At 65.4% G+C, this 19,661-nt stretch carries 18 protein-coding genes and 1 tRNA gene; 11 read left to right on the top strand and 8 right to left on the bottom strand.

Going from position 1 to position 19,661, the window contains the following annotated elements; genetic code table 11:
- Window position 1: 1 nt before the first annotated feature.
- The 4 genes from AC4D6D_RS04670 (at window position 2) to AC4D6D_RS04655 (ending at window position 3,748) form a co-directional block, all read left to right on the top strand.
- Complete coding sequence (locus AC4D6D_RS04670; protein ID WP_491327203.1) at window positions 2-2,002, top strand: TonB-dependent receptor plug domain-containing protein; 2,001 nt, start codon at window positions 2-4, stop codon at window positions 2,000-2,002.
- Window positions 2,003-2,099: 97 nt separating this feature from the next.
- Window positions 2,100-2,672 (top strand): (2Fe-2S)-binding protein, encoded by a 573-nt coding sequence (locus tag AC4D6D_RS04665; protein ID WP_147218418.1) that lies wholly within the window; start codon window positions 2,100-2,102, stop codon window positions 2,670-2,672.
- Entirely contained in the window at window positions 2,669-3,013 is a 345-nt protein-coding gene (locus tag AC4D6D_RS04660) for an arsenate reductase family protein (RefSeq protein WP_491326705.1), read from the top strand. Before AC4D6D_RS04665 ends, AC4D6D_RS04660 begins: the two co-directional genes overlap by 4 nt.
- Window positions 3,014-3,115: 102 nt before the next feature.
- Window positions 3,116-3,748 carry a methyltransferase domain-containing protein gene (locus AC4D6D_RS04655; protein ID WP_147218414.1) on the top strand — a complete coding sequence of 211 codons (633 nt, stop codon included), beginning with the start codon at window positions 3,116-3,118 and terminating at the stop codon, window positions 3,746-3,748.
- A 70-nt stretch (window positions 3,749-3,818) separates the two neighbouring features.
- Here AC4D6D_RS04655 and AC4D6D_RS04650 read toward each other — a convergent pair whose 3' ends face one another.
- On the bottom strand, window positions 3,819-4,631 hold the full coding sequence (locus AC4D6D_RS04650; protein WP_491326704.1) for a DUF7847 domain-containing protein: 813 nt from the start codon (window positions 4,629-4,631) through the stop codon (window positions 3,819-3,821).
- 82 nt (window positions 4,632-4,713) lie between these two features.
- Between AC4D6D_RS04650 and lipB the strand changes: the two genes are divergently transcribed.
- The gene (gene lipB, locus AC4D6D_RS04645; RefSeq protein ID WP_491326703.1) at window positions 4,714-5,409 is read left to right on the top strand and encodes a lipoyl(octanoyl) transferase LipB; all 696 of its coding nucleotides are present in this window, start codon (window positions 4,714-4,716) and stop codon (window positions 5,407-5,409) included.
- The gene (locus tag AC4D6D_RS04640; RefSeq protein WP_491326702.1) at window positions 5,406-5,738 is read left to right on the top strand and encodes a hypothetical protein; all 333 of its coding nucleotides are present in this window, start codon (window positions 5,406-5,408) and stop codon (window positions 5,736-5,738) included. The genes lipB and AC4D6D_RS04640 overlap by 4 nt, the downstream gene beginning before the upstream one ends.
- A gap of 24 nt (window positions 5,739-5,762) precedes the next feature.
- On the opposite strand, the gene AC4D6D_RS04635 is transcribed toward AC4D6D_RS04640, so the two are convergent.
- Window positions 5,763-6,929, bottom strand: coding sequence for an N-acetyltransferase (locus AC4D6D_RS04635; RefSeq protein WP_491326701.1), 1,167 nt, complete (start codon window positions 6,927-6,929; stop codon window positions 5,763-5,765).
- A gap of 147 nt (window positions 6,930-7,076) precedes the next feature.
- Between AC4D6D_RS04635 and AC4D6D_RS04630 the strand changes: the two genes are divergently transcribed.
- Window positions 7,077-8,168 carry a fatty acid desaturase family protein gene (locus AC4D6D_RS04630; protein WP_491326700.1) on the top strand — a complete coding sequence of 364 codons (1,092 nt, stop codon included), beginning with the start codon at window positions 7,077-7,079 and terminating at the stop codon, window positions 8,166-8,168.
- 52 nt (window positions 8,169-8,220) lie between these two features.
- Here AC4D6D_RS04630 and lptG read toward each other — a convergent pair whose 3' ends face one another.
- From lptG to AC4D6D_RS04605, 5 genes are all read right to left on the bottom strand, one after another.
- Window positions 8,221-9,318 carry an LPS export ABC transporter permease LptG gene (gene lptG / locus AC4D6D_RS04625; RefSeq protein ID WP_147218405.1) on the bottom strand — a complete coding sequence of 366 codons (1,098 nt, stop codon included), beginning with the start codon at window positions 9,316-9,318 and terminating at the stop codon, window positions 8,221-8,223.
- Window position 9,319: 1 nt separating this feature from the next.
- On the bottom strand, window positions 9,320-10,546 hold the full coding sequence (gene lptF / locus AC4D6D_RS04620; protein ID WP_147218403.1) for an LPS export ABC transporter permease LptF: 1,227 nt from the start codon (window positions 10,544-10,546) through the stop codon (window positions 9,320-9,322).
- Window positions 10,547-10,936: 390 nt separating this feature from the next.
- Window positions 10,937-11,305, bottom strand: coding sequence for an ATP-dependent Clp protease adapter ClpS (gene clpS, locus AC4D6D_RS04615; protein ID WP_491327202.1), 369 nt, complete (start codon window positions 11,303-11,305; stop codon window positions 10,937-10,939).
- Window positions 11,306-11,537: 232 nt separating this feature from the next.
- Complete coding sequence (locus AC4D6D_RS04610; RefSeq protein WP_491326699.1) at window positions 11,538-12,575, bottom strand: phasin family protein; 1,038 nt, start codon at window positions 12,573-12,575, stop codon at window positions 11,538-11,540.
- A gap of 541 nt (window positions 12,576-13,116) precedes the next feature.
- Entirely contained in the window at window positions 13,117-14,994 is a 1,878-nt protein-coding gene (locus AC4D6D_RS04605; protein ID WP_491326698.1) for a PHA/PHB synthase family protein, read from the bottom strand.
- A 216-nt stretch (window positions 14,995-15,210) separates the two neighbouring features.
- On the opposite strand from AC4D6D_RS04605, the gene AC4D6D_RS04600 reads away from it, so the two are divergent.
- Both AC4D6D_RS04600 and AC4D6D_RS04595 read left to right on the top strand, forming a co-directional pair.
- Window positions 15,211-16,410 (top strand): LL-diaminopimelate aminotransferase, encoded by a 1,200-nt coding sequence (locus AC4D6D_RS04600; RefSeq protein ID WP_147218397.1) that lies wholly within the window; start codon window positions 15,211-15,213, stop codon window positions 16,408-16,410.
- A 197-nt stretch (window positions 16,411-16,607) separates the two neighbouring features.
- Window positions 16,608-17,306 carry a winged helix-turn-helix domain-containing protein gene (locus tag AC4D6D_RS04595; protein WP_491326697.1) on the top strand — a complete coding sequence of 233 codons (699 nt, stop codon included), beginning with the start codon at window positions 16,608-16,610 and terminating at the stop codon, window positions 17,304-17,306.
- A 6-nt stretch (window positions 17,307-17,312) separates the two neighbouring features.
- On the opposite strand, the gene mobA is transcribed toward AC4D6D_RS04595, so the two are convergent.
- Window positions 17,313-17,864, bottom strand: coding sequence for a molybdenum cofactor guanylyltransferase (gene mobA, locus AC4D6D_RS04590; protein WP_491326696.1), 552 nt, complete (start codon window positions 17,862-17,864; stop codon window positions 17,313-17,315).
- 147 nt (window positions 17,865-18,011) lie between these two features.
- On the opposite strand from mobA, the gene AC4D6D_RS04585 reads away from it, so the two are divergent.
- Both AC4D6D_RS04585 and AC4D6D_RS04580 read left to right on the top strand, forming a co-directional pair.
- Entirely contained in the window at window positions 18,012-19,403 is a 1,392-nt protein-coding gene (locus AC4D6D_RS04585; RefSeq protein WP_491326695.1) for an RNB domain-containing ribonuclease, read from the top strand.
- Window positions 19,404-19,476: 73 nt separating this feature from the next.
- Window positions 19,477-19,550, top strand: a tRNA-Cys gene (locus AC4D6D_RS04580).
- Window positions 19,551-19,661: the final 111 nt, after the last annotated feature.

Genomic DNA, 19,661 nt, shown 5'->3' with positions numbered 1-19,661 from the left:
CATGCTCCGCTACCGAGCCGCCCTGCTGGCAGGCTGTGCCGCGCTTTCTTCGGCGCCGGTTCTGGCCGAAGAGACCGCGCAGCCCGGCGCCCCGATCATCGTAACCGGCCACGGCCTCGAATCGGGACCGGCCACCCCGGCCTATGATGTCGAGACCATCGAGCGCGACGCGGTGATCGCCAGCGCCTCGGGCCGGATCGAGGACGTGCTGAATTCGGTGGCGGGCTTTTCCCAGTTCCGCCGCTCGGACAGCCGCTCGGCCAATCCTTCCTCACAGGGCGCAACCTTGCGCGCGCTGGGCGGCAATGCGTCGAGCCGCACGCTGGTCCTGCTCGACGGGGTGCCGGTGGCGAACCCATTCTTCGGCTATATCCCCTACAGCGCCATCGCACCGGAGCGGCTTTCGTCGATCCGGGTGACGCGCGGCGGCGGTTCGGGCGCCTTCGGCTCGGGCGCGGTGGCGGGCACCATCGAGATGACCAGCGCCGGGCCCGACCAGATCGGCGCCCTGCAAGGCAGTGCCCTCGTCAACGATCGCGGCGAGACCCAGACCTCGGCCACCATCGCGCCGAAGCTGGGCGCGGGCTTCCTCGTCGCCAGCGTGCAGTGGGACCGGGGCGAAGGCTTCTGGACCACGCCGAGGGACCAGCGCGTTCCGGCTTCCGCCCGCGCCGCCTATGACAGCTGGTCGGCCTCGCTGCGCGCCGTCGCGCCGCTGAGCGGGGACGTGGAACTCCAGGCCTCCGTGCTCGCCTATGGCGACCAGCGCACCTTGCGCTTCAAGGGCGCCGATTCGACCTCGGAAGGCCAGCAGGCCTCGCTGCGACTGGTCGGTCGGGGCGACTGGCAGTTCGACGTGCTCGGCTATGTACAGGCGCAGGACTTCTCGAACATCGTGATCAGTTCGAGCACTTTCAAAAAGACGCTGGACCAGCACCGCACCCCGACCACCGCGATCGGCGGCAAGGCCGAACTGCGCCCGCCGGTGGGCGAGAACCATGTCCTGCGCATCGGCGCGGACTTGCGCCTGAGTGACGGGCGCCTGCTGGAACTTTCCTACACCGGTCAGCAGGATGTCCGCCGCGCGGGCGGCAACCAGTCCGACCTCGGCTTCTATGCCGAAGACGACTGGACTCTGGGCGACCTCGTGCTCACCGCCGGTGGCCGCGCCGACCGCTGGACCATCCGCAACGGCTTCTATCGCTCGGTCAGTCCCGCCGGTGCCGTGCTTAAGGACGATGCCTATGCGAACCGCTCGGGCTGGATGGGCAACGGTCGCGCCGGTCTGGTGTGGCACGCCGGCAAGGCCGTGAGCCTGCGCGCCGCCGCCTATAGCGGCATGCGCCTGCCGACGCTCAACGAACTCTACCGCCCCTTCGTCGTCTTCCCGATCACGACCGAGGCCAATCCGAACCTCAAGCCCGAACGCCTGCGCGGCTACGAGGCGGGGATCGACCTGCATCCGCTGGAGGCCCTGACCCTCTCGCTGACCGCCTTCGACAACAAGGTGAAGGATGCGGTGGCCAACGTAACGCTGAACGGCACGACCCGCGAACGGCAGAACGTAAACGCGGTGCATGCGCGCGGGCTGGAAGCCGCCGCCGCACTCGACCTCGGCAAAGTCCGCTTCGACGGCGCGCTGGCCTGGACCGACGCCAAGGTTCGCGCGGATGATCCGGACCTCGACGGTCTTCGCCCCTCGCAGACGCCGAAGTTCGCCGCCAGTGCCACGCTCGCCTGGCTCCCGGCGGAGGGCTGGCGTTTCGCGGCGACCCTGCGCCATGTCGGCGCCCAGTACGAGGACGATCTAGAGACTTACGTGCTGCCCGCTGCGACGACGCTGGACGGCTACATGCAGGTTCCGGTGACGGGTCCGGTGTCGCTGATCCTCCGCGCCGAGAACCTGACCGACGAGGACATCGTCACCCGCAATCAGAACGGCTCGATCGATCTCGGCACACCGCGCACCTTCTGGGCCGGTATCCGGGTCGCCCTGCGCTGATGCACGGCGGTCCAGAGCACGACAGGCCGTGCATGAGCACCGCTCCGTCGCAGGCCGTGCTCTGGCGCAATGCCGGCGGCGCGCATAAGGAAGCGCGATGCCGCGCCTGACCGTCAACGATCATCCGGTCGAAATCGCCATGGACCCGCAGGTGCCCTTGCTCTGGGCGCTGCGCGACGGCGCGAATCTCACCGGAACCAAGTATGGCTGCGGCGTAGGCGACTGCGGCGCCTGCACGGTGCTGGTCGACGGCGGCGCCCTGCGCGCCTGCCTCGTCACGCTGGGCGAGTGCGAGGGCCGCTTCGTCACCACCATCGAGGGGCTGTCGGCAGACCGCTCGCACCCGATGCAACAGGCGATGGTCGCCGAGCAGGCGATCCAGTGCGGCTTCTGCACGCCCGGCATCGTCATCGGCGGCGCTGCCCTGCTCGCCCGCAATGCGAATCCGAGCGAGGCGGAAATCCGCGAGGCGCTCCCCAATCTCTGCCGCTGCGGCGTCTATCCGCGCCTGATCGCCGCCGTGCAGCGCGCCGGTAGGGTCCTGCGCCGCGAGGAAACCATCAGCGCCGCGCCCGCGCCGGGAATCGCTCCCCGCGACGCCGCGCGCAAAGTGCCGGCCCTGGCACCTCTGAAAACGACATCACCCGAACGACAGGAGCAACGCCCGTGAAGGCGACCATCTGGCACAACCCGAAATGCGGCACTTCGCGCAAGACCCTGGCGATCCTGGAGGAAACTCCGGGCGTCGAGGTCGAAGTGATCGAATATCTCAAGACCGCGCCCTCGGCCGAAAAGCTCGCCCAGCTCTACCGCGATGCCGACATCACCCCGCAGCAGGGCCTGCGCCAACGCGGCACCGACGCCGCCGAGCGCGGCCTGCCCGAGGCCGACGACGCCACCGTTCTGGCGGCGATGGCGGCCGAACCGGCGCTGATCGAACGCCCCCTCGTGGAGACCGAAAAGGGCGTGCGGCTGTGCCGTCCGCAGGAAAAGGTCCACGAGATTCTGTAACCTCCACGTAACATTGGCCGACGCTTGCTTGCAAAGTCGGCCCCGATCTGTCACCGAATCGCCCTTCGCCGGACGACAACAAACGCGAGAGCTTCCTCAAGCATGACCAGTACCGAGCTTGCCCGAGAGGCGCTGCCCCAGCGGATCAAGCGGAAGATCAAACACAGCCTTGGACCTTGGGGCGTGTTCATCGAAGGCTTCCTGCGCAATCCCGTGATGGTCGGTTCGATCGTTCCGTCCTCGCGCTTCACGATCAATCGCATGCTGGCCCCGGTGGACTGGGCCAACTGCAAGCTTTTCGTCGAGTACGGCCCCGGAGTCGGCACGTTCTGCCGCCCGGTGCTCGACCGTCTCGGTCGCGACGGACAGCTGATCGTCATCGACACCAATCCGCTGTTCATCGACTATCTGCGCCGCACCATCACCGACAGCCGGTTCATCCCGGTGCTCGGCTCGGCGGCGGACGTCGAGGACATCGTGCGCGCGCACGGCCATGACAAGGCGGACTACGTGCTGTCCGGCCTGCCGTTCTCGACCCTGCCCGACGGCGTGGGTCCGGCGATCGCTTCCGCCACCTACCGCGTCATCCGCAAGGGCGGCGCTTTCCTGGTCTACCAGTTCACGCCCAAGGCGCGCGAATTCATGGCCCGCCACTTCAAGCGGATCGACAACGGCATGGAGCCGATCAATGTCCCGCCCTGCTTCCTGTTCTGGGGCTGGAAGGACGAAGACTGAGCCGGACGGCCCGTTTTCGAACTACCCGATACCAAAAAGGCCGGTGCTCCTCGCACCGGCCTTTTTCGTTTTACTCGAAGGTCTGCGTCACCTGCTCCTCGCTCGGCCCCGCAAGCTGGCGGTGCACCTGCGCGATCACTGCAACGAAGTAGAGCGCCATGATCGTCGCCATGATCGATTCGACCACTGCCGCCGTGATCCGGACCGCTTCACCGGGCGCCAGCAGCGTCACCGGCAGGGTCAGGATATTGCCGAAGATCATCAGCACCACCATGGCAAGGCCCAGCAGGGCATAGAACCCCAGCAGGCGCGCGGTATTGCCCTTGGTGAGCGTCCACGACCGCCCGAGCGCCACGATCGGGTTGAGCGTCTTCTCTACCGCGACGACCGGCGCCGTCACCGAAAAGCGTACGAACACCGCGACCGCAAAAGCCAGCGCAATCGCCAGCCCGATCACCGCGCCCACACTCCCGCCCACGGCGCCGAGCACCCCGGCGATCACCAGGACCACCGCGCCAAGCCCCATGCCGAGCAGGATCTGCGCCACCAGATAGGGCACCAGCCCCTTCACACCGGCGCGAATCGCCTCGCCCACGGTCGGGCGGCGCTCGGTGTCGAGCAGGCAGAGCAGCGAGAGCGTGCCCAGCGCCTGAAACAGCGCGAGCGGAATCATCACCGGCAGGATCGAGCCGTAATAGGCCTTTACCGCCGTCATGACCTGCTGCTCGTTCATCCCGCTGCCCATCTCGGGCTGGGGGAAGAAGATCGCGAAAGCGAGTTGCGGCACCAGGAAGAACACGCCAGCCAGCGCCAGGACAACCTCCCGGTTGGCGGAAACCGCTTGGGATGCCCGGGTCCAGGCCCTGTTGCTGTCGAACTTCATAACTGCTCCTGATGCCGCCAGATGAGAGCCGGCCTTTCAAAGTGACTTGATAACCGCAGGGAATGACGCCACGCAACGCGGCATGACTTTTCCGTCCACGCTTCCCGACACGCTTCCCGGTGATATCGAACTGCGCGTGAGCGCCGAGCCCGTGCCCTACCGCGCCGCGCTTGAGGAAATGACCGAGCGCAACGCGCAGATCGCCGCCGGAGAGGCGCGCGAACTGATCTGGCTGCTCGAACACCCGCCGGTCTATACCGCCGGCACCAGCGCCGACCGCACCGAACTGCTCGACCCGCGTTTCGAAGTCGTCGAAGCCGGGCGCGGCGGGCGCTATACCTATCACGGTCCCGGCCAGCGGGTCGCCTATGTCCTGCTGGACCTCAGGAAGCGCGCCCGCGACGCGCGCGGCTTCGTCCACGGACTCGAAGGCTGGGTGATCGAGACGCTGAAGGACTTCGGAGTGGAAAGCTTCCGCAGCGAAGGCCGCATCGGCATCTGGACCCAGGACATCGACGGGCGCGAGGCCAAGATCGGCGCGATCGGCGTGCGCATCCGCAAGTGGGTGACGATGCACGGCTTCGCGGTGAACATCCGCCCGGACCTTGCCCACTTCACCGGCATCGTGCCTTGCGGGATCGAGGAATTCGGCGTCACCAGCCTCTCGCGACTGGGGAAGGAAGTTGAGTTCGCCACCTGGGACGAGGCGCTGATCGCCCGCGCGCCCGCTTTCCTCGCCGCTCTCGATCGCCCCTGTCCTCCGGAGACGCCCGCATGACCTATCCCCGGAACGCCAAGGTGCTGGCCCTCCTGCTGACGGCCACCACCTGCCTCGCGCTCGGCGCCTGCAAGAAGGAAGAAAGCCCGGCGCAGAACGCGGCAGCCGGGGCGAAGATCCTGCCCCGCTCGGTGGGCGACGACATGCTGCCCTACGACACGGTGCGCTCGCAGTCCGCGCCCGCCGCTCCCGAGTCGGGTCCGCACAGTTCTGCCACTTCGCCGCGCGCGACCGCCAGCGAAGCCGCCGCGCCGGAAGACAATGCCGCCAATGCGGCTGCGGCCGCAGCCGCCGATGTGGAAGCCGCGGCCGCAGGGCCTGTTCAGTAAGGACCGGAAACGATCAGGCGCTCATCACAGCGCCTTTTCGTAGACGGCGTATTCGCGGTTCACCTTGCTGTCGATGGCGCCTGCGATGGCGACCATGCCCTGGTTGTCGTCGAGCACCCAACCGATCTCGGCACGCTTCGCACCGAATTTGGAGGTGGCGGCGCGGCGGATGTACTCGATCATCATGAAAGCCAGCTGGCTGGCGAGTCGCGAGGACTGCAGCTTCTTGCGCACGCCCATCAGCGGCACGCGCATATCCGCCGGGTTGGGCCTCCGCAGCCAGAGCAGCAGCTTGATGAGCCCGAAGATGCCCGGCTTGCCCTTGGGACCGTTGAAGCGCTTCTGCGCCTGGTTGAGGTCCGGCCAGGTCATCATGAAGGCCACCGCCTCGCCTTCGTATTCGGCGATGCGGATGAGTTCGGGATGGACCAGCGGCTTCAGCGCCTTGCCGGTATATTCGATTTCCTTTTCGGTGAAGGGCACGAAGCCCCAGTTGTCCGACCAGGCATCGTTGAGGATGTCGCAGATCAGCGCCGCTTCCTCGTCGAATCGCTTGGGATCGACCTCGCGAATGCGGATCTTGGCGTTCTTCTCGCCCGAAGCGACGATGCGCTGGACCAGCGGCGGGAACTGCTTCGTCACGTCGAGATCATAGGTGTAGAGCGTCTTCACCCGCTCGTAACCGGCCCCCTCGATCCAGGGACGGTAGGCCGGATCGTGGTGCGCCATCATCACCATCGGCGCGTGATCGTGCCCGAGGACCTGCAGGCCCGGCTCTTCCCAGACGGACAGGTTCATCGGCGCCAGAACGCGGGTCATGCCCTCCTCGCGCAGCCACTGTTCGGCGGCGGCGATCAGCGCGCGGGCGGCGTCCTCGTCCTCGGCCTCGATCGCGCCCCAGTTGCCGGTACCGGGGCCCATGCCCTGTTCCGCAGGCTGTTTCAGCGCCAGTTCATCGATATGCGCCGATATGCGCCCGACGACCTCGTCGCCGCGCCTGGCCAGGAAAAGCTGCCCGTGGGCATGGTCCCAGAACGGATTCTTGCCCGGCGTGAACTTGGAGATTTCCTCCGAGCGCAAGTTCGGCACCCAGTTTTGATCTGTAGCATTGTGCCGATAAGCGTAATCGACAAAGGCGATCCTGTCGGCCTTGCTGGAAACGGGTGTGATGACTAGTTCGGCTTTGGCCACGATCCTGCCTTTGTTCCGCCTTATGGGAATTGCTTGGATCGCGACCTGCGGTCGGTCCCGGCATGTTGTCAAGCGGGACGACCGGCAGGACCGCCCGCAAAACACGCACCGGGCCGGTTATGCCCGGAGACTTTGGACTAGAATTGTATGATTGCCCAGGAAGCTATCGATCTGTCGCCACCGGCGCCGCGTGAAGCGGTCTCTCGCCCGCGCTCGTCGGAGATTCCCGACGACAAGGCGATGCTGCGCGCCGCCGTCGAACTGACCCGTGACATCGCGGTCGCCCGCCCCGGAATCTACTGGCCCGACATGCTGGTCTCGGCCACGGTCGGCTATGCCGCGCTGGCAGGCGCCATCCTGGTCGGCAATGTCTGGGCAGCGGTCGTGCTAGGCCTCGTCTCGGCGCTCGCGCTCTACCGGGCGCTGCTGTTCATCCACGAGCTGACCCATATCCACCGCGACGCCCTGCCCGGCTTCCGGTTTACGTGGAACCTGCTGGTCGGCATTCCGATGCTGATCCCTTCGCTGATGTACGAGGGCGTCCACACGATCCACCACACGCGCACCCGCTACGGCACCGTGGAGGACCCGGAATACCTGCCGCTGGCGCTGATGAAGCCGTGGAGCCTGCCGGTCTTCGCACTCACCGCGATCCTGCTGCCGGTGGCCCTGCTGATCCGCTCCGCCGTGCTGGTGCCGCTGGGCGCCGTGATCCCGCCGCTGCGCAAGCTCGTGTGGGAACGCGCCTCGGCGCTCGCCATCAACCCGCAGTTCGGTCGTCGCCCGGCAGAGGGCGCCTTCGCGCGTATGGTGTTCTGGCAGGAACTGGGTTGCTCGGTCTGGGCGATCGCCGTGCTCGCGGCGAGCTATGCCTATGGCTGGCGTCCGCTGCTGATCGCGCTCTGCGTGGTCTCGCTGACGGCTTTCCTCAACCAGGTCCGCACCCTCGTCGCCCACCTCTGGGAGAACGACGGCGACGCCATGACGGTGACCGCGCAGTATCTCGATTCGGTGAACGTGCCGCCGCCCGCGAAGTTCTCCGAACTCTGGGCGCCGGTCGGCCTGCGCTATCACGCGCTGCACCACCTGCTGCCCTCGATGCCCTATCACTCGCTGGCCGAGGCCCACCGCCGCCTTGCCGCGCAGTTCGGCTCGGGTTCGACATATTCGAAGGCAAACTATCCGGGGCTGATGCCGCTGCTCGGCCGCCTCGCGAAAAGCACGATGGGCGCGCGCTGAAAAAAGAAACGAAAAAGCCCCGCGTGGATGCGGGGCTTTTTTTGTTGGGGGCTTACTCTTCGGTCCGGATCAGCACCGTCTCGCCGATCAGGGCGAAGAGCACGAACGGCGCCCAGGCTGCGATCAGCGGCGGATAACCGCCGAAGTTCCCCATGGCCAGCGCCGCATTGTCGAGCACGAAATAGGCAAAGCCCAGCGCCATGCCGATCACCGCGCGGATCAGCAGCTGCCCCGAACGGGCCAGACCGAAGGCAGCGACAGCGCCCAGCAGCGGCATCAGCACCGAGGAAAACGGCCCGGAGAGCTTGTGCCACCAGGCCGCCTCCAGTTCGCTGGTCCGGCGCCCGGCCACTTTCATCGCCTCGATCGAGGAGGAAAGCTGGAACAGGTCCTCCGAATCGGCATCGACCTTGGAGATCATGATCTTCTCCGGCGTGATGCCGGGGGCAAGGACCGTGGGGCCAAGCCTGGTTGCGGTGGTCGTCGCCACCACGAAACGGTTCGGATTCTCGAAACGCCAGCCGGGATTGGCAAAAGCCGCGCGGTCGCTGCGATACTGCTCGACGATGATATCGTTGGCATCGCGGCGATAAAAGGTCACCCCGTGCAGGACCATGCCGGTGCCCTGCCCTTCGAGGCTCGATGCCATCAGCAGGTCCCGGCCGTCGGCCAGATAGAGGTTCGCCTTGACGCCGGGGTCCTTGGGAATCGGCCCGTAGTTCACCGATTGCCAGGCATTGAGCGTCGCGGTGGAACGGGTGACGACACGCTCGTTGAAGGCCAGGCTGCCCGTCGAGATCACCAGCGCCGTCAGGATCAGCGGCGCCAGCACCTGGTGCGCCGAAAGCCCTGCTGCCTTCATCGAGATGACCTCGCTGTTCTGGTTCAGCGTGGCGAGCGTGATGATCGTCGCCAGCAGCACAGAATAGGGCAGGAACCGGGCGATCAGCTGCGGAACGCGCAGCGAGACGTAATAGAGCAGCTGCTCCTGTCCGTTGCCGGGATAGGCGAGGATATCGCCGCTCTCGCCCAGCAGGTCGAGCATCTGGAGCACCAGCACCAGCATGAACAGCACCGCCAAGATGCGCGTCACGAACAGGCGCGCCAGATACCAGGTCAGCGTGCGCGAAGGGAAGAATTCCATCTGCATCTCAGGAAGCTTCCGCAGGTTCGGGCAGGATGGGGCCGCGCTTGGTGCGCTTCATCAGGGACTTGAGCCGCTTGACGACGATCTCTGCCCCCTTTTCGAGCCAGCCGATCGCCTGCCCGCCGGGAACATAGGCGACGCGCCAATACATCCACAGAATCAGCGCGGCGAAGACGAAGAACGGCCCCCAGAGGCCGAGGATCGGGTTCATCTTGCCCAGCGAGGCGACATCGGCCGCATACTGGTTCACCTTGTGATAGGCGACGACCATGACGATCGAGACGAACAGGCCCAGCGCCGACGTCGAGCGCTTGGGGGGAATGGCGAGCGCCACCGCCAGCAGCGGCAGCAGCAGCATCATGATCACTTCGACCATGCGGTAATTGAAGTTCGCCTGGCTGGAAATCCGCTCTTCCTTGGGAAGATCCTTGTCCCAGCCGAGGTGGGCGAGTTCGGGCAGCAGGTATTCGCGGTCGGAACCGCCGCGCTTGCGGAACTTCTCGATCTGCGGCAGCTCGATCGGCAGGTCGTGGCGCGTGAACGAGAGCACGCGCGGCTCCTTGCCGGGAATGTCCTGGATGATCTGGCCCTGGTCCAGACGCAGGATGATCGTGTCCGGAGCGCCCTTCAGCGCCAGGAACTGCCCCTGACGGGCGGAGATCGCCAGGACCTGTCCCTTCTTGTCGACCACGCGCGCGAAGATGCCGATCAGTCGGCGGCCATTGTCCCGGCTCTCGTCCACGCGCAGTGCGATACGGTCCTTGAGCGCATTGAACTCGCCGACCTTGATCGAGGCGCCGAGCGCGCCCGACTTCAGCTCGTAGTTCAGCTCTTCGTAGTAGTAGCGGGACAGCGGCTGGAGATAGCCGACGATCGCGAAATTCAGCGCCGCCAGCAGGATAGCCAGCATATAAGGCACGCGCAGCAGCCGGGTATAGCTCAGCCCGACCGCGCGCATCACGTCGAGTTCACTCGACGTCGCCAGCTTGCGGAAGGCGAGCAGGATGCCCAGCATCAGGCCCAGCGGAATCGCCAGGCTGGCATATTCCGGCAGGAGATTCGCCAGCATCTTGAAGACGACGCCGATCGGGCCGCCCTCCGTTGCCACGAAGTCGAACAGCCGTAGCATCTTGTCGAGCACGAGCAGGGACGCCGCGAGCAGGAAGATGCCGAGCATCGGCATCAGCACGAGGCGAAAGATGTAGCGATCGATGGCGCTGAGAAATTTCACGCTGAAAGTTTCACCGGAGGTGTCGTTATAAAACCGTGCACCCCAAGCCCTTAACGGCTTGGCGCCTAGGGGCAAAGCGAATTGTCTCGCGGCGTTCCGTCTTCCCCGGTTCCCGTCCCCGGCAAAGCGACAGAGCGGAACGCGCCAGCGCCGAAGCGCGGCGGATGGAAATGGCCGTTTCACGCCATGTCACAGTTATATGCCCCGCCCGGCGATTGCATTCGCGGCGCCCATGCTCTCATGGCGAAAGCCGATCGCCCGGCACCTCGTCGCTTCGCCCAGAGTGCCCTCACAGCAACGCGCGGCCAATTCCTAAACGCTGGTCAGGTCGGATAAGGAAAACGGCCCTGCATTCGTTGCCGAGCCGCAAGCCGCCGCGAGCTGAGCGGCTCAGGCCTTCTCCAGCGTGCACTGGAGCGGATGCTGGTTCTGCCGGGCGAAGTCCATCACCTGGTTCACCTTGGTTTCCGCGATCTCGTAGGGGAATATCCCGCAGACACCGACGCCCTTCTGGTGGACATGCAACATCACGCGCGTCGCCTGCTCCAGGTCCATATGGAAGAAGCGCTTGAGCACCATGACCACGAACTCCATCGGCGTGTAGTCGTCATTGAGCATCAAGACCTTGAACTGACTTGGCTTCTTCGGCTTGGCGCGAGTCTTGGTGGCAACGCCGAGCTGGTCGTCGCCGTCATCGTTGCCATCCTGGCCGTGATCCGCGTCCCGCTCATCGGAAGCGGTTTCAGACGCTTCACGAATGGACAGGGCGCAGCTCTCGTCAGCGCGCGCAGGCACGGGAACGGACAATCTGGAATCGGCAACAAGGGATAGCATGATGAGAGAATATCGTATCGAGGCCCCCGGAAACAAGATGCGGGGCGGAATTAGCGAGTCAGATCGGTTTCGATAACGACAGAACGGCCGGATGGAAGCCCCATCCGGCCGTTCGTCAAATTATCCCGACGACTAACGAGAAGTCGCTCGGCGCGGCTCAGGCCGCGACGTGGCGGGCCTTCTCGACAGCGACGCTGACGCGGCCGGAGATCGGCGCGATGGTGTCGCTGAACAGCTTGAGCGCGGCTTCGCTGTTCTTCGAACCGTAAGCCACGGCGCTGTCGAAGTTCTTGCGCAGGATGTCGCCCTGAAGCTTGAAGAAGTCGGTCGGCGACTTGGCGGCCGCGAGTTCCTTGATGTCGCCGGTGAAGGTTTCGAAGGCAGTGCGGCTTTCAGCCACCAGCTCCGAACCGAAGCCCTGGAGGCCGTCGGCGAAGATCTTGCCCGATTCGATAACGGCTTCGACGTTGCCCTTGGCGAAATCGCCGGCTTCGCCAAAAGCGACAGAGCTCTTTTCGAACGCAGCCTTGGCCTTGGCCTGGGCTTCGGTCACGGCGTCCTGGAAACCGGCGAAGTTAGCGCTAATGTCCATCGTTTTTTCCTCAAGGATAAAGGGGGTAAACAATCCTGCAAACGTACTGGTCTTGGATTCGGCGGTCTTCGCCGCCTTGCTTGCTGCTGCGGAAGGCACCGGCGCCGAAGCGGGTGTTTCCTTGGCAACATCGATGACCGGCTTGGCGACGACCGGCGTCTTCGCTGCCGGGGCCTTTGCGACCGGAGGTTTCACGGCGGCCGCCTTCACGGGCTTGGCCGGAACTTTCTTTGCCTTGACTGCCTCTGTCTTGACTGCCGGCGGCGCCTTCACGGCAGGTGCCGGCTTAGACGCAGCGGCTGCGGGAGCCTTGGTGACCGGGGTAGCCGGAGCCTTGACGGGAACCGGCTTGGCCGGAGCGGTCGCGGCTTTGCCGGCGACCGGCTGCGGAAGTCCGGGAAGCGGCGTCGAGGACGTGGAAACCGGGGCCGAAGCCGCAACCGTGGCGGACTTGGCCTCCACCGGCTTCACGCTCTCCGGCTTCGAGGCAGGCACCGACTGGGGAGAAGGCGATTTGGGCGGTGTAATCGGAGTCTTCGCCGCTGCGGCTTCATAAGCCTTTTCAGCAAGCGCATCGTCTTTCTTCTCTTCCTGGCCGGCCATGTGACACTTCCTGCTTTACTGCTGGCAATCTGGTCTCGGGCGGATCGCGGACCGGGCAGCTGGAAGGGCGGATCGACATCCGCGTTCAGACCAACCTCTCCCGACTGCGATTCGGAAAATCTCTTTGCTGCGATGCACAATATGGTTTTGCCGAAGCGAAGTCAATCGAGTTATGTTGCAGTGCAGCATTCGGGAACAAGCCCATCGATCGCTTAAAATCCAGGCCTCCACACGAGCTGCAAAATGGCTTTCCAGGGAAAGCGTATCCAACCCGGAAGCGATATAGCCGTTACAAAAGTCGCTGAAAATACGTGAAAATATGGAGTCTGTAAAAGTTTCTGGCGGCAACCGCCGATGCCTGCGGAACCTATCGAAGTGCGCCAGGAGCGACCGTGCGCAAACGGATTACCTCCGGATTGCAAAAAAGAAACCGCCGATCCGGAGATGATTTCCGCAAGCGCCCCGCCGCATTGCACGCCCGGCTCGTCGCTGCGATTAAGGCGCGGTTCAAGGCTCCGGCTCGGCGCTCCTTTTCGCCGCCTCAGCGCAAAGTCACGTAACGGCCCGGCGCATCCTCGATGACCTTGTCGCCGCGACCGCCCGGACGCCGCTTGCCGCGCGCGGCGACTTCGCCGTCGTCCAGACCGCGAAGCCATTCGGCCCAGTGCGGCCACCAGCTTCCCGGATGCTCCTGCGCCCCGTCAACGAACTCTTCGAGCGTATCGGGTCGGCTCTCGTTGACCCAATACTGATATTTGTTCGAACTGGGCGGATTGACCACGCCCGCGATGTGGCCCGATCCCGCCAACACGAACGTCCATGGTCCGGCCAGATAATGGGTCAGCTTCCAGACGCTCTCCGGCGGCGCGATGTGGTCCTCGCGGCCGGACTGGACATAGACCGGCGTGGCGATGCGGTGGAGGTCGATCGGCACGCCGAGGGCCTGCATCGAATCCGCCACGACCAGCCGGTTATCGCGGTAGAGATCGCGCAAGTAGTCGCGGTGCCAGCGGGCGGGCAGGTTGGTGAGGTCGCCGTTCCAGTGCAGCAGGTCGAAGGCGGGATAGTCCTCGCCCTTGAGATAGTTCTTCTCGACGTAGCTCCAGATCAGGTCGTTGCCGCGCAGGACGTTGAACGTCGCCGCAAGGTAGCGTCCGTCGAGATAGCCCTCGGGCGAAAGCTTACCGAGCGTCTCGATCTGCGCATCGTCCACGAAGTTCTTGAGGTCGCCCGCATCCTCGAAATCGACTTGCGCGGTGAAGAAAGTGGCGCTTGCCACTTTGTCCGCCTCGCCCTTGCGGGCGAGCACGGCCAGGGTGGCGGCCAGGGTGGTCCCGGCCACGCAGTAGCCGATCGTGTGGACCGCAGGCACGCCCAGTCGGCCGCGCACGGCGTCGATCGCCTCGATCTGCGCGGCGATGTAATCGTCCCACAGGATGTCCGCCAGCGAGGCGTCGGCCGACTTCCACGAGACCATGAACACGGTGATCCCCTGTTCCACCGCCCAGCGCACGAAGCTTTTCTTGGCATTGAGATCGAGGATGTAGAAGCGGTTGATCCACGGCGGGAAGATCAGCAGCGGCGTCTTGAGCACCTTGTCGGTGGTGGGGGTGTACTGGATCAGCTGGTAGAGCGGCGTCTCGAACACGACCTTGCCGGGCGTCACCGCGATGTTCTCGCCCAGCACGAAAGCGCCGGGGCGGGTGTGGGTGAGCTGGCCCTTGCGCAAATCGTCGAGCATGTTCTCGAACCCGCGCACCAGGCTTTCGCCCTTGGTGCGGCTCGCCGCCTCCAGCGCGACCGGGTTGGTCAGCGGGAAGTTCGCCGGGCTCAGTGCATCGACGATCGCCCGCGTGGCGAAGAGCAGCTGCGCCTTCTTCGCAGGCTCCAGCCCTTCGGTCGCTTCCGCCAGACCCAGCAGCTCCGCCGAGAGCAGCAGGTAGACCTGGTGGAGGACCGCGAAGAACGGCTGGCGACGCCACTCGGGATCGGCGAAGCGGCGATCGCGCAGCGGCAGTTCCGGCTCGCCCTCACGCGCCTGCCCGCCTGCATCCGGGCCGAGACCGTACTGCGCCAGCACGGCATTGATGAGCATGGATACCCCGTTCCACAGCCGCTGCTGCACTTCGGGGCTGGCCAGCGGCAATTGCCGCAGCACGCTTTCTCCCGTGGCGATCCACTTCACCGGATCGGCATAGTGCGGCGGACTGTCCTTCGCCTTGCCGAACTGCTCGACCTGATACTCGGTCCAGATCGTTTGCAGGCGACCAGCGACCTGCGCCCATTGCACCGCGTTTTCGGCCTCGGACGAGCCCTCGGCGGGAGCCAGCTGGCCGAACAGGCCGGTGATCTGCTGGGCGATCTGTTGAGACTGGTTGCGGACCATTTCAGTGAACAGTTCGGTGGCATCGGTCGCCATAAGCGGTGCAACTCCGGTGCAGATCGGGGGATCCGGCGAATCCCCTCTCCTGCTGTACCTATCGACTGCCCGCGCAATCGCCAACCGGACAAAAGTTGCGCAATCCACCGTTTGCGACTCTCACTATTGCGCATCGGCCATTTGCGCTCGGGCTTTATTCCCCTACAGGAACCCGCGCGGCACTTTCGCCGTGTGTTTTATGGATTCTCAGAGGTCATGGAAGACGAGTTCTACCGCATCAAGCGACTGCCGCCCTACGTTATCGCCGAAGTCAACGCGATGCGTCATGCGGCCCGCCAGGCGGGTAAGGACATCATCGACCTCGGCATGGGCAACCCGGACCTGCCGCCGCCCGCCCACGTGATCGACAAGCTCTGCGAAGTGGCCCGCAAGGAAGACGCGCACGGCTATTCGGCCTCCTCGGGCATTCCCGGCATCCGCAAGGCCCAGGCCAACTACTACGGCCGCCGCTTCAACGTCGATCTCGACCCCGAGACCGAAGTGGTGATGACGATGGGTTCGAAGGAAGGCCTTGCCAGCCTCGCCACCGCGATCACCGCGCCGGGCGACGTCGTGCTGGCGCCCAACCCCAGCTATCCGATCCACACGTTCGGCTTCATCATCGCCGGGGCGACGATCCGCTCGGTGCCGACCACGCCGGACGAGCGTTATTGGGAATCGCTGGACCGGGCGATGGCCTTCACGGTGCCGCGCCCCTCGATCCTGATCGTCAACTACCCCTCGAACCCCACGGCCGAGACGGTGGACCTCGCCTTCTACGAGCGCCTCGTCGCCTGGGCGAAGGAGAACAAGGTCTGGATCCTCTCCGACCTCGCCTATTCGGAACTCTATTTCGACGGCAACCCGACCCGCTCGATCCTGGAGGTGCCGGGCGCCAAGGACGTGGCGGTGGAGTTCACCTCGATGTCGAAGACCTTTTCGATGGCGGGCTGGCGCGTCGGCTTCGCGGTGGGCAATCCGAAGCTGATCGCGGCGCTGAAGCGCGTGAAGTCGTACCTCGACTACGGCGCCTTCACGCCGATCCAGGCGGCCGCCTGTGCCGCGCTCAACGGCCCGCAGGATATCGTCGAGAAGAACCGCAACCTCTACCAGAAGCGTCGCGACGTGATGGTCGAGGCGTTCGGCCGCGCCGGTTGGGACATTCCCAGCCCCAAGGCGTCGATGTTCGCCTGGGCCCCCTTGCCTCCCGCCTTGAAAGAGATGGGCAGCCTCGAATTCTCGAAACAGCTGCTCACCCAGGCGGAAGTCGCGGTGGCACCGGGCGTGGGCTACGGTGAGGACGGCGAGGGCTTCGTGCGCATCGCCATGGTCGAGAACGAACAGCGCCTCCGCCAGGCCGCGCGCAACATCAAGCGCTTCCTCGCATCTAAGGGTGTAAATACGCCAGCATCTTGATTTTTCAGGCTTACAGGCGGGCGATTACAGATTGTTCATAGCCCGCCTGTAAGAATTTAGGTGTTGTTCCCATGGGGATTTATCCCAGTATATAGGCCATGTTTTCACCATTGGCTGAACAGATTGGGGGGGGAATGACCTATCTGGGAAAGAGTGAGTGCCATGCGCCGCGGTTTCGCTGGCTGGCACCCGATACGATGCCCGAACGACTGGACTTGCAACGCTGTGGCTGGATCCTCGATCCCGAGGGTGTACCGGCCACCAACTGCGTCGGCCTGATCGACGCCGCCGATCTCGACAGCGTCGGCTGGATGCAGGTCCTCTCATCGCTCATTCCGGAAGCGCGGCGCTGCGTCCTCGTGGCCGGGGTAAGCGAATCGCACGACCGCACCTCGCTCTTCCAGATCGGTTTCGGCGATGTCGTAACCGAGCGGATCGAGATCGAGGAACTCGGCGCCCGTGCCACGCGCCTGGCGCAATTCAATGAATGGTTGCCCCGTACCCGGCGCGTCGGCCGCCTGACGCTGGACCTGCTGGCGCGCGAGGCTTTCGGCGACGGCAAGCCGCTCAATCTCAACCCACGCGAATTCGCACTGATCTGGCGCCTGGCCGATTCGGTCGATCAGTTCGTCAGCAAGCAGGCGTTGATCTACGACGTGTGGCGGATGGGCTTCGTGCCCGAAACCAACAGCGTGGCGGTGCACATGTCGCGGCTGCGCCGCAAGTTGGCCTTCGTCGGTTTCGCCGGGATCATCGAGACGTCGCCAAGCGGCGGCTATCGCCTGCGCATGCCGGAGGAAGCGCCCCAACCCGATCGCACGGCCGATCGCGGGCTTACGGGAATGGAAGTCCTGAGCGCGCGCCGCGAAGCGAAGACCGCCTCGCTCGCGCACTGAGCCCTGTCATCCCGGTTCGCGCGGGTTGTGAACCGGGACAGGCGCCTGAAGAGCCGCAAGGTCTTCGGGCGTATTGACGTTGGCCAACTGCACCGGAATTTCGACCAGCCGCGCGCCGACAAGCTCGGCGAAACGCTTCATCGAGTGGCGCTCCTCGCTGTGCAGCAGGGCCTCCAGCGTTGTCGCCGCCGCGCTCGGCCAGATGCCGATCACCGGCTGCTGGGCCAGGCAGGCGGGCGCCGGTCCGAGCAGCCTGGGCAGATCCTCAGGCAGGAGTACGGCATCAACCCCGCAGGTCAGCACCGTCTCGTAATCCTCGTCCTGCGCGGCATGGAGCGCAGCGGCCAATCCGCCGAGCGGCCCCATGCCCGGCCTCGGCCAGTCCGGCAGCGTCGGAGCCGGGGCGGTTTCGCGGCCGACCACCACGACTTTCTCGCACCAGCCGGACAGCGCGTCCACCGCGAGCGCGATCAGCGTATGCCCCTCGAATTCGGCCAAGGCCTTGTCCGTGCCGAATCGGCTCGACATCCCGCCTGCGAGAACCGCGCCCAAAATCATCGACCCAGCCTCATGATATGTCCTTCCATGGCCCTGAACCTGATAACAAACGCCTGTTAGGCGCGTTCCCGCGGCGCCGGGCAACCCTCTCTTTCGCATTTCCGAGCACGCTTGCAATTGCGGGCAAGCTGCCGTCCAATTCGCTTGATGAAGACGCTTGTCGATCCCGGCCGCCTGCTGGACCAGGGCCTTGCCCGCCTCCGCACCCGTTTCACGATCCCCGGCGCCTTTCCGCCCGAGGTCCTCGAAGCTGCCGAACGCGCCGCGCAGAAACGCACAGATGCCCGGTCCCATGCCGACCGCACCGCCCTGCCCTTCATGACGCTGGATCCCGCCAGTTCGACCGACCTCGACCAGGCCTTCGCGATCGAGGCCAGCGGGGCGGACTGGCTGCTGCACTATGCCATCGCCGATGTCGCCTGGTTCGTCGAGGACGGCGATGCCCTCGACCGGGAAGCCTGGCAGCGCGGCACGACCACTTATCTGCCGGACGGCAAGGCCAGCCTCTATCCGCCCCTGCTCAGCGAAGGCGGGGCTAGCCTGCTCCCCGACGTCGAGCGCCCGGCCGTCATTCTCACCGTCCGCATCGATCCCGAAGGCCAGCCTCAGCTCGACAACGTGGAGCGCGGCGTGATCCGCAGCCGCGCGAAGCTCGCCTACGATACGGTGACGGACGACGACCTGCCGCCCGGCTTCCACGAGATCGCCCGGCGCATCGCCCGCGCAGAGGACCGGCGCGGGGCACAGCGCGTCGATCCGCCCGAACAGGTCGTGGAGAGCAACGGCAACGGCACCTTCGCGCTGGGCTTCCGGCCGCAATTGCCCTCCGAGCGCTGGAATGCGGCACTCTCGCTGGCGACCAACCTCGCCGTCGCCCAGGCCATGATCGAGGCCGGGACGGGCCTGTTCCGCGTCATGGCCTCGCCCGATACCCGAGCCGAGGAACGCCTGCGGACCACGGCACAGGCCTTGCGGCTGAACTGGCCTGCGGCGATGCCGCTCGCCCAGTTCCAGCGCCGACTGGCCCCCGGCAAGGCTGCCGAGGCGGCCTTCATGCTCGCCATCCGCCGCTCGGGTTCGGGCGCGAGCTACAAGGTCTACGATCCTGCGGAACTACCCTGGCACGCCGCCGTGGCCGCGCCTTATGCCCATGCCACCGCGCCGCTCCGGCGGCTGGCAGACCGCTACGTCCTGCGCAGCGTCCTCGCCCTGGCGAAGGGCGAAGCGATTCCGCAACCGGTCCTTGCGGCGCTGCCCGAACTCCCGCCGGTCATGGCCCGTGCCGCCTCGCGGGATGCCCAGATCGACCGCTCGGTGATCGACCTCGCCGAAGCGACGATGCTCCACGGCCGCGAGGGCAGCATGTTTTCCGCCGTGGTGACCGACGTGCGGGAGAGCAAGGTGCAAGTGCAGCTCAAGGACCTGCCGATCGTCGCGACCACCACAGCCCCCGGCGCCTTTCCCGGATCGGCGCTGACGCTCCGCCTCGTCCGTGCCGATCCGGTGGAGGGCACGCTGTCGTTCGAACCTGTCGATTAAAATCTGCGATTCTGGAAAATGGGCGTTGCGCAAGCCGCGATCCGTTGTTAGGGGCGCGTCTCTCCACACGGATGGCCCGATGGCGGAGTGGTGACGCAGAGGACTGCAAATCCTTGCACGCCGGTTCGATTCCGGCTCGGGCCTCCATTTTCCTTACATTTCAGTTATTTGCAGACATGTCTGCACCGCGAAGGCGCATGCGCCCGGCGGGATCGGACCGTCGCCCCGAAACGAAGTCCGGGGCGACGTCCTGTAACC

The sequence above is a fragment of the Novosphingobium sp. BF6 genome (assembly GCF_058273105.1).
The sequence above is the reverse complement of the archived record's forward strand: the minus strand, read 5'-3'. Positions and strand labels throughout refer to the sequence as shown.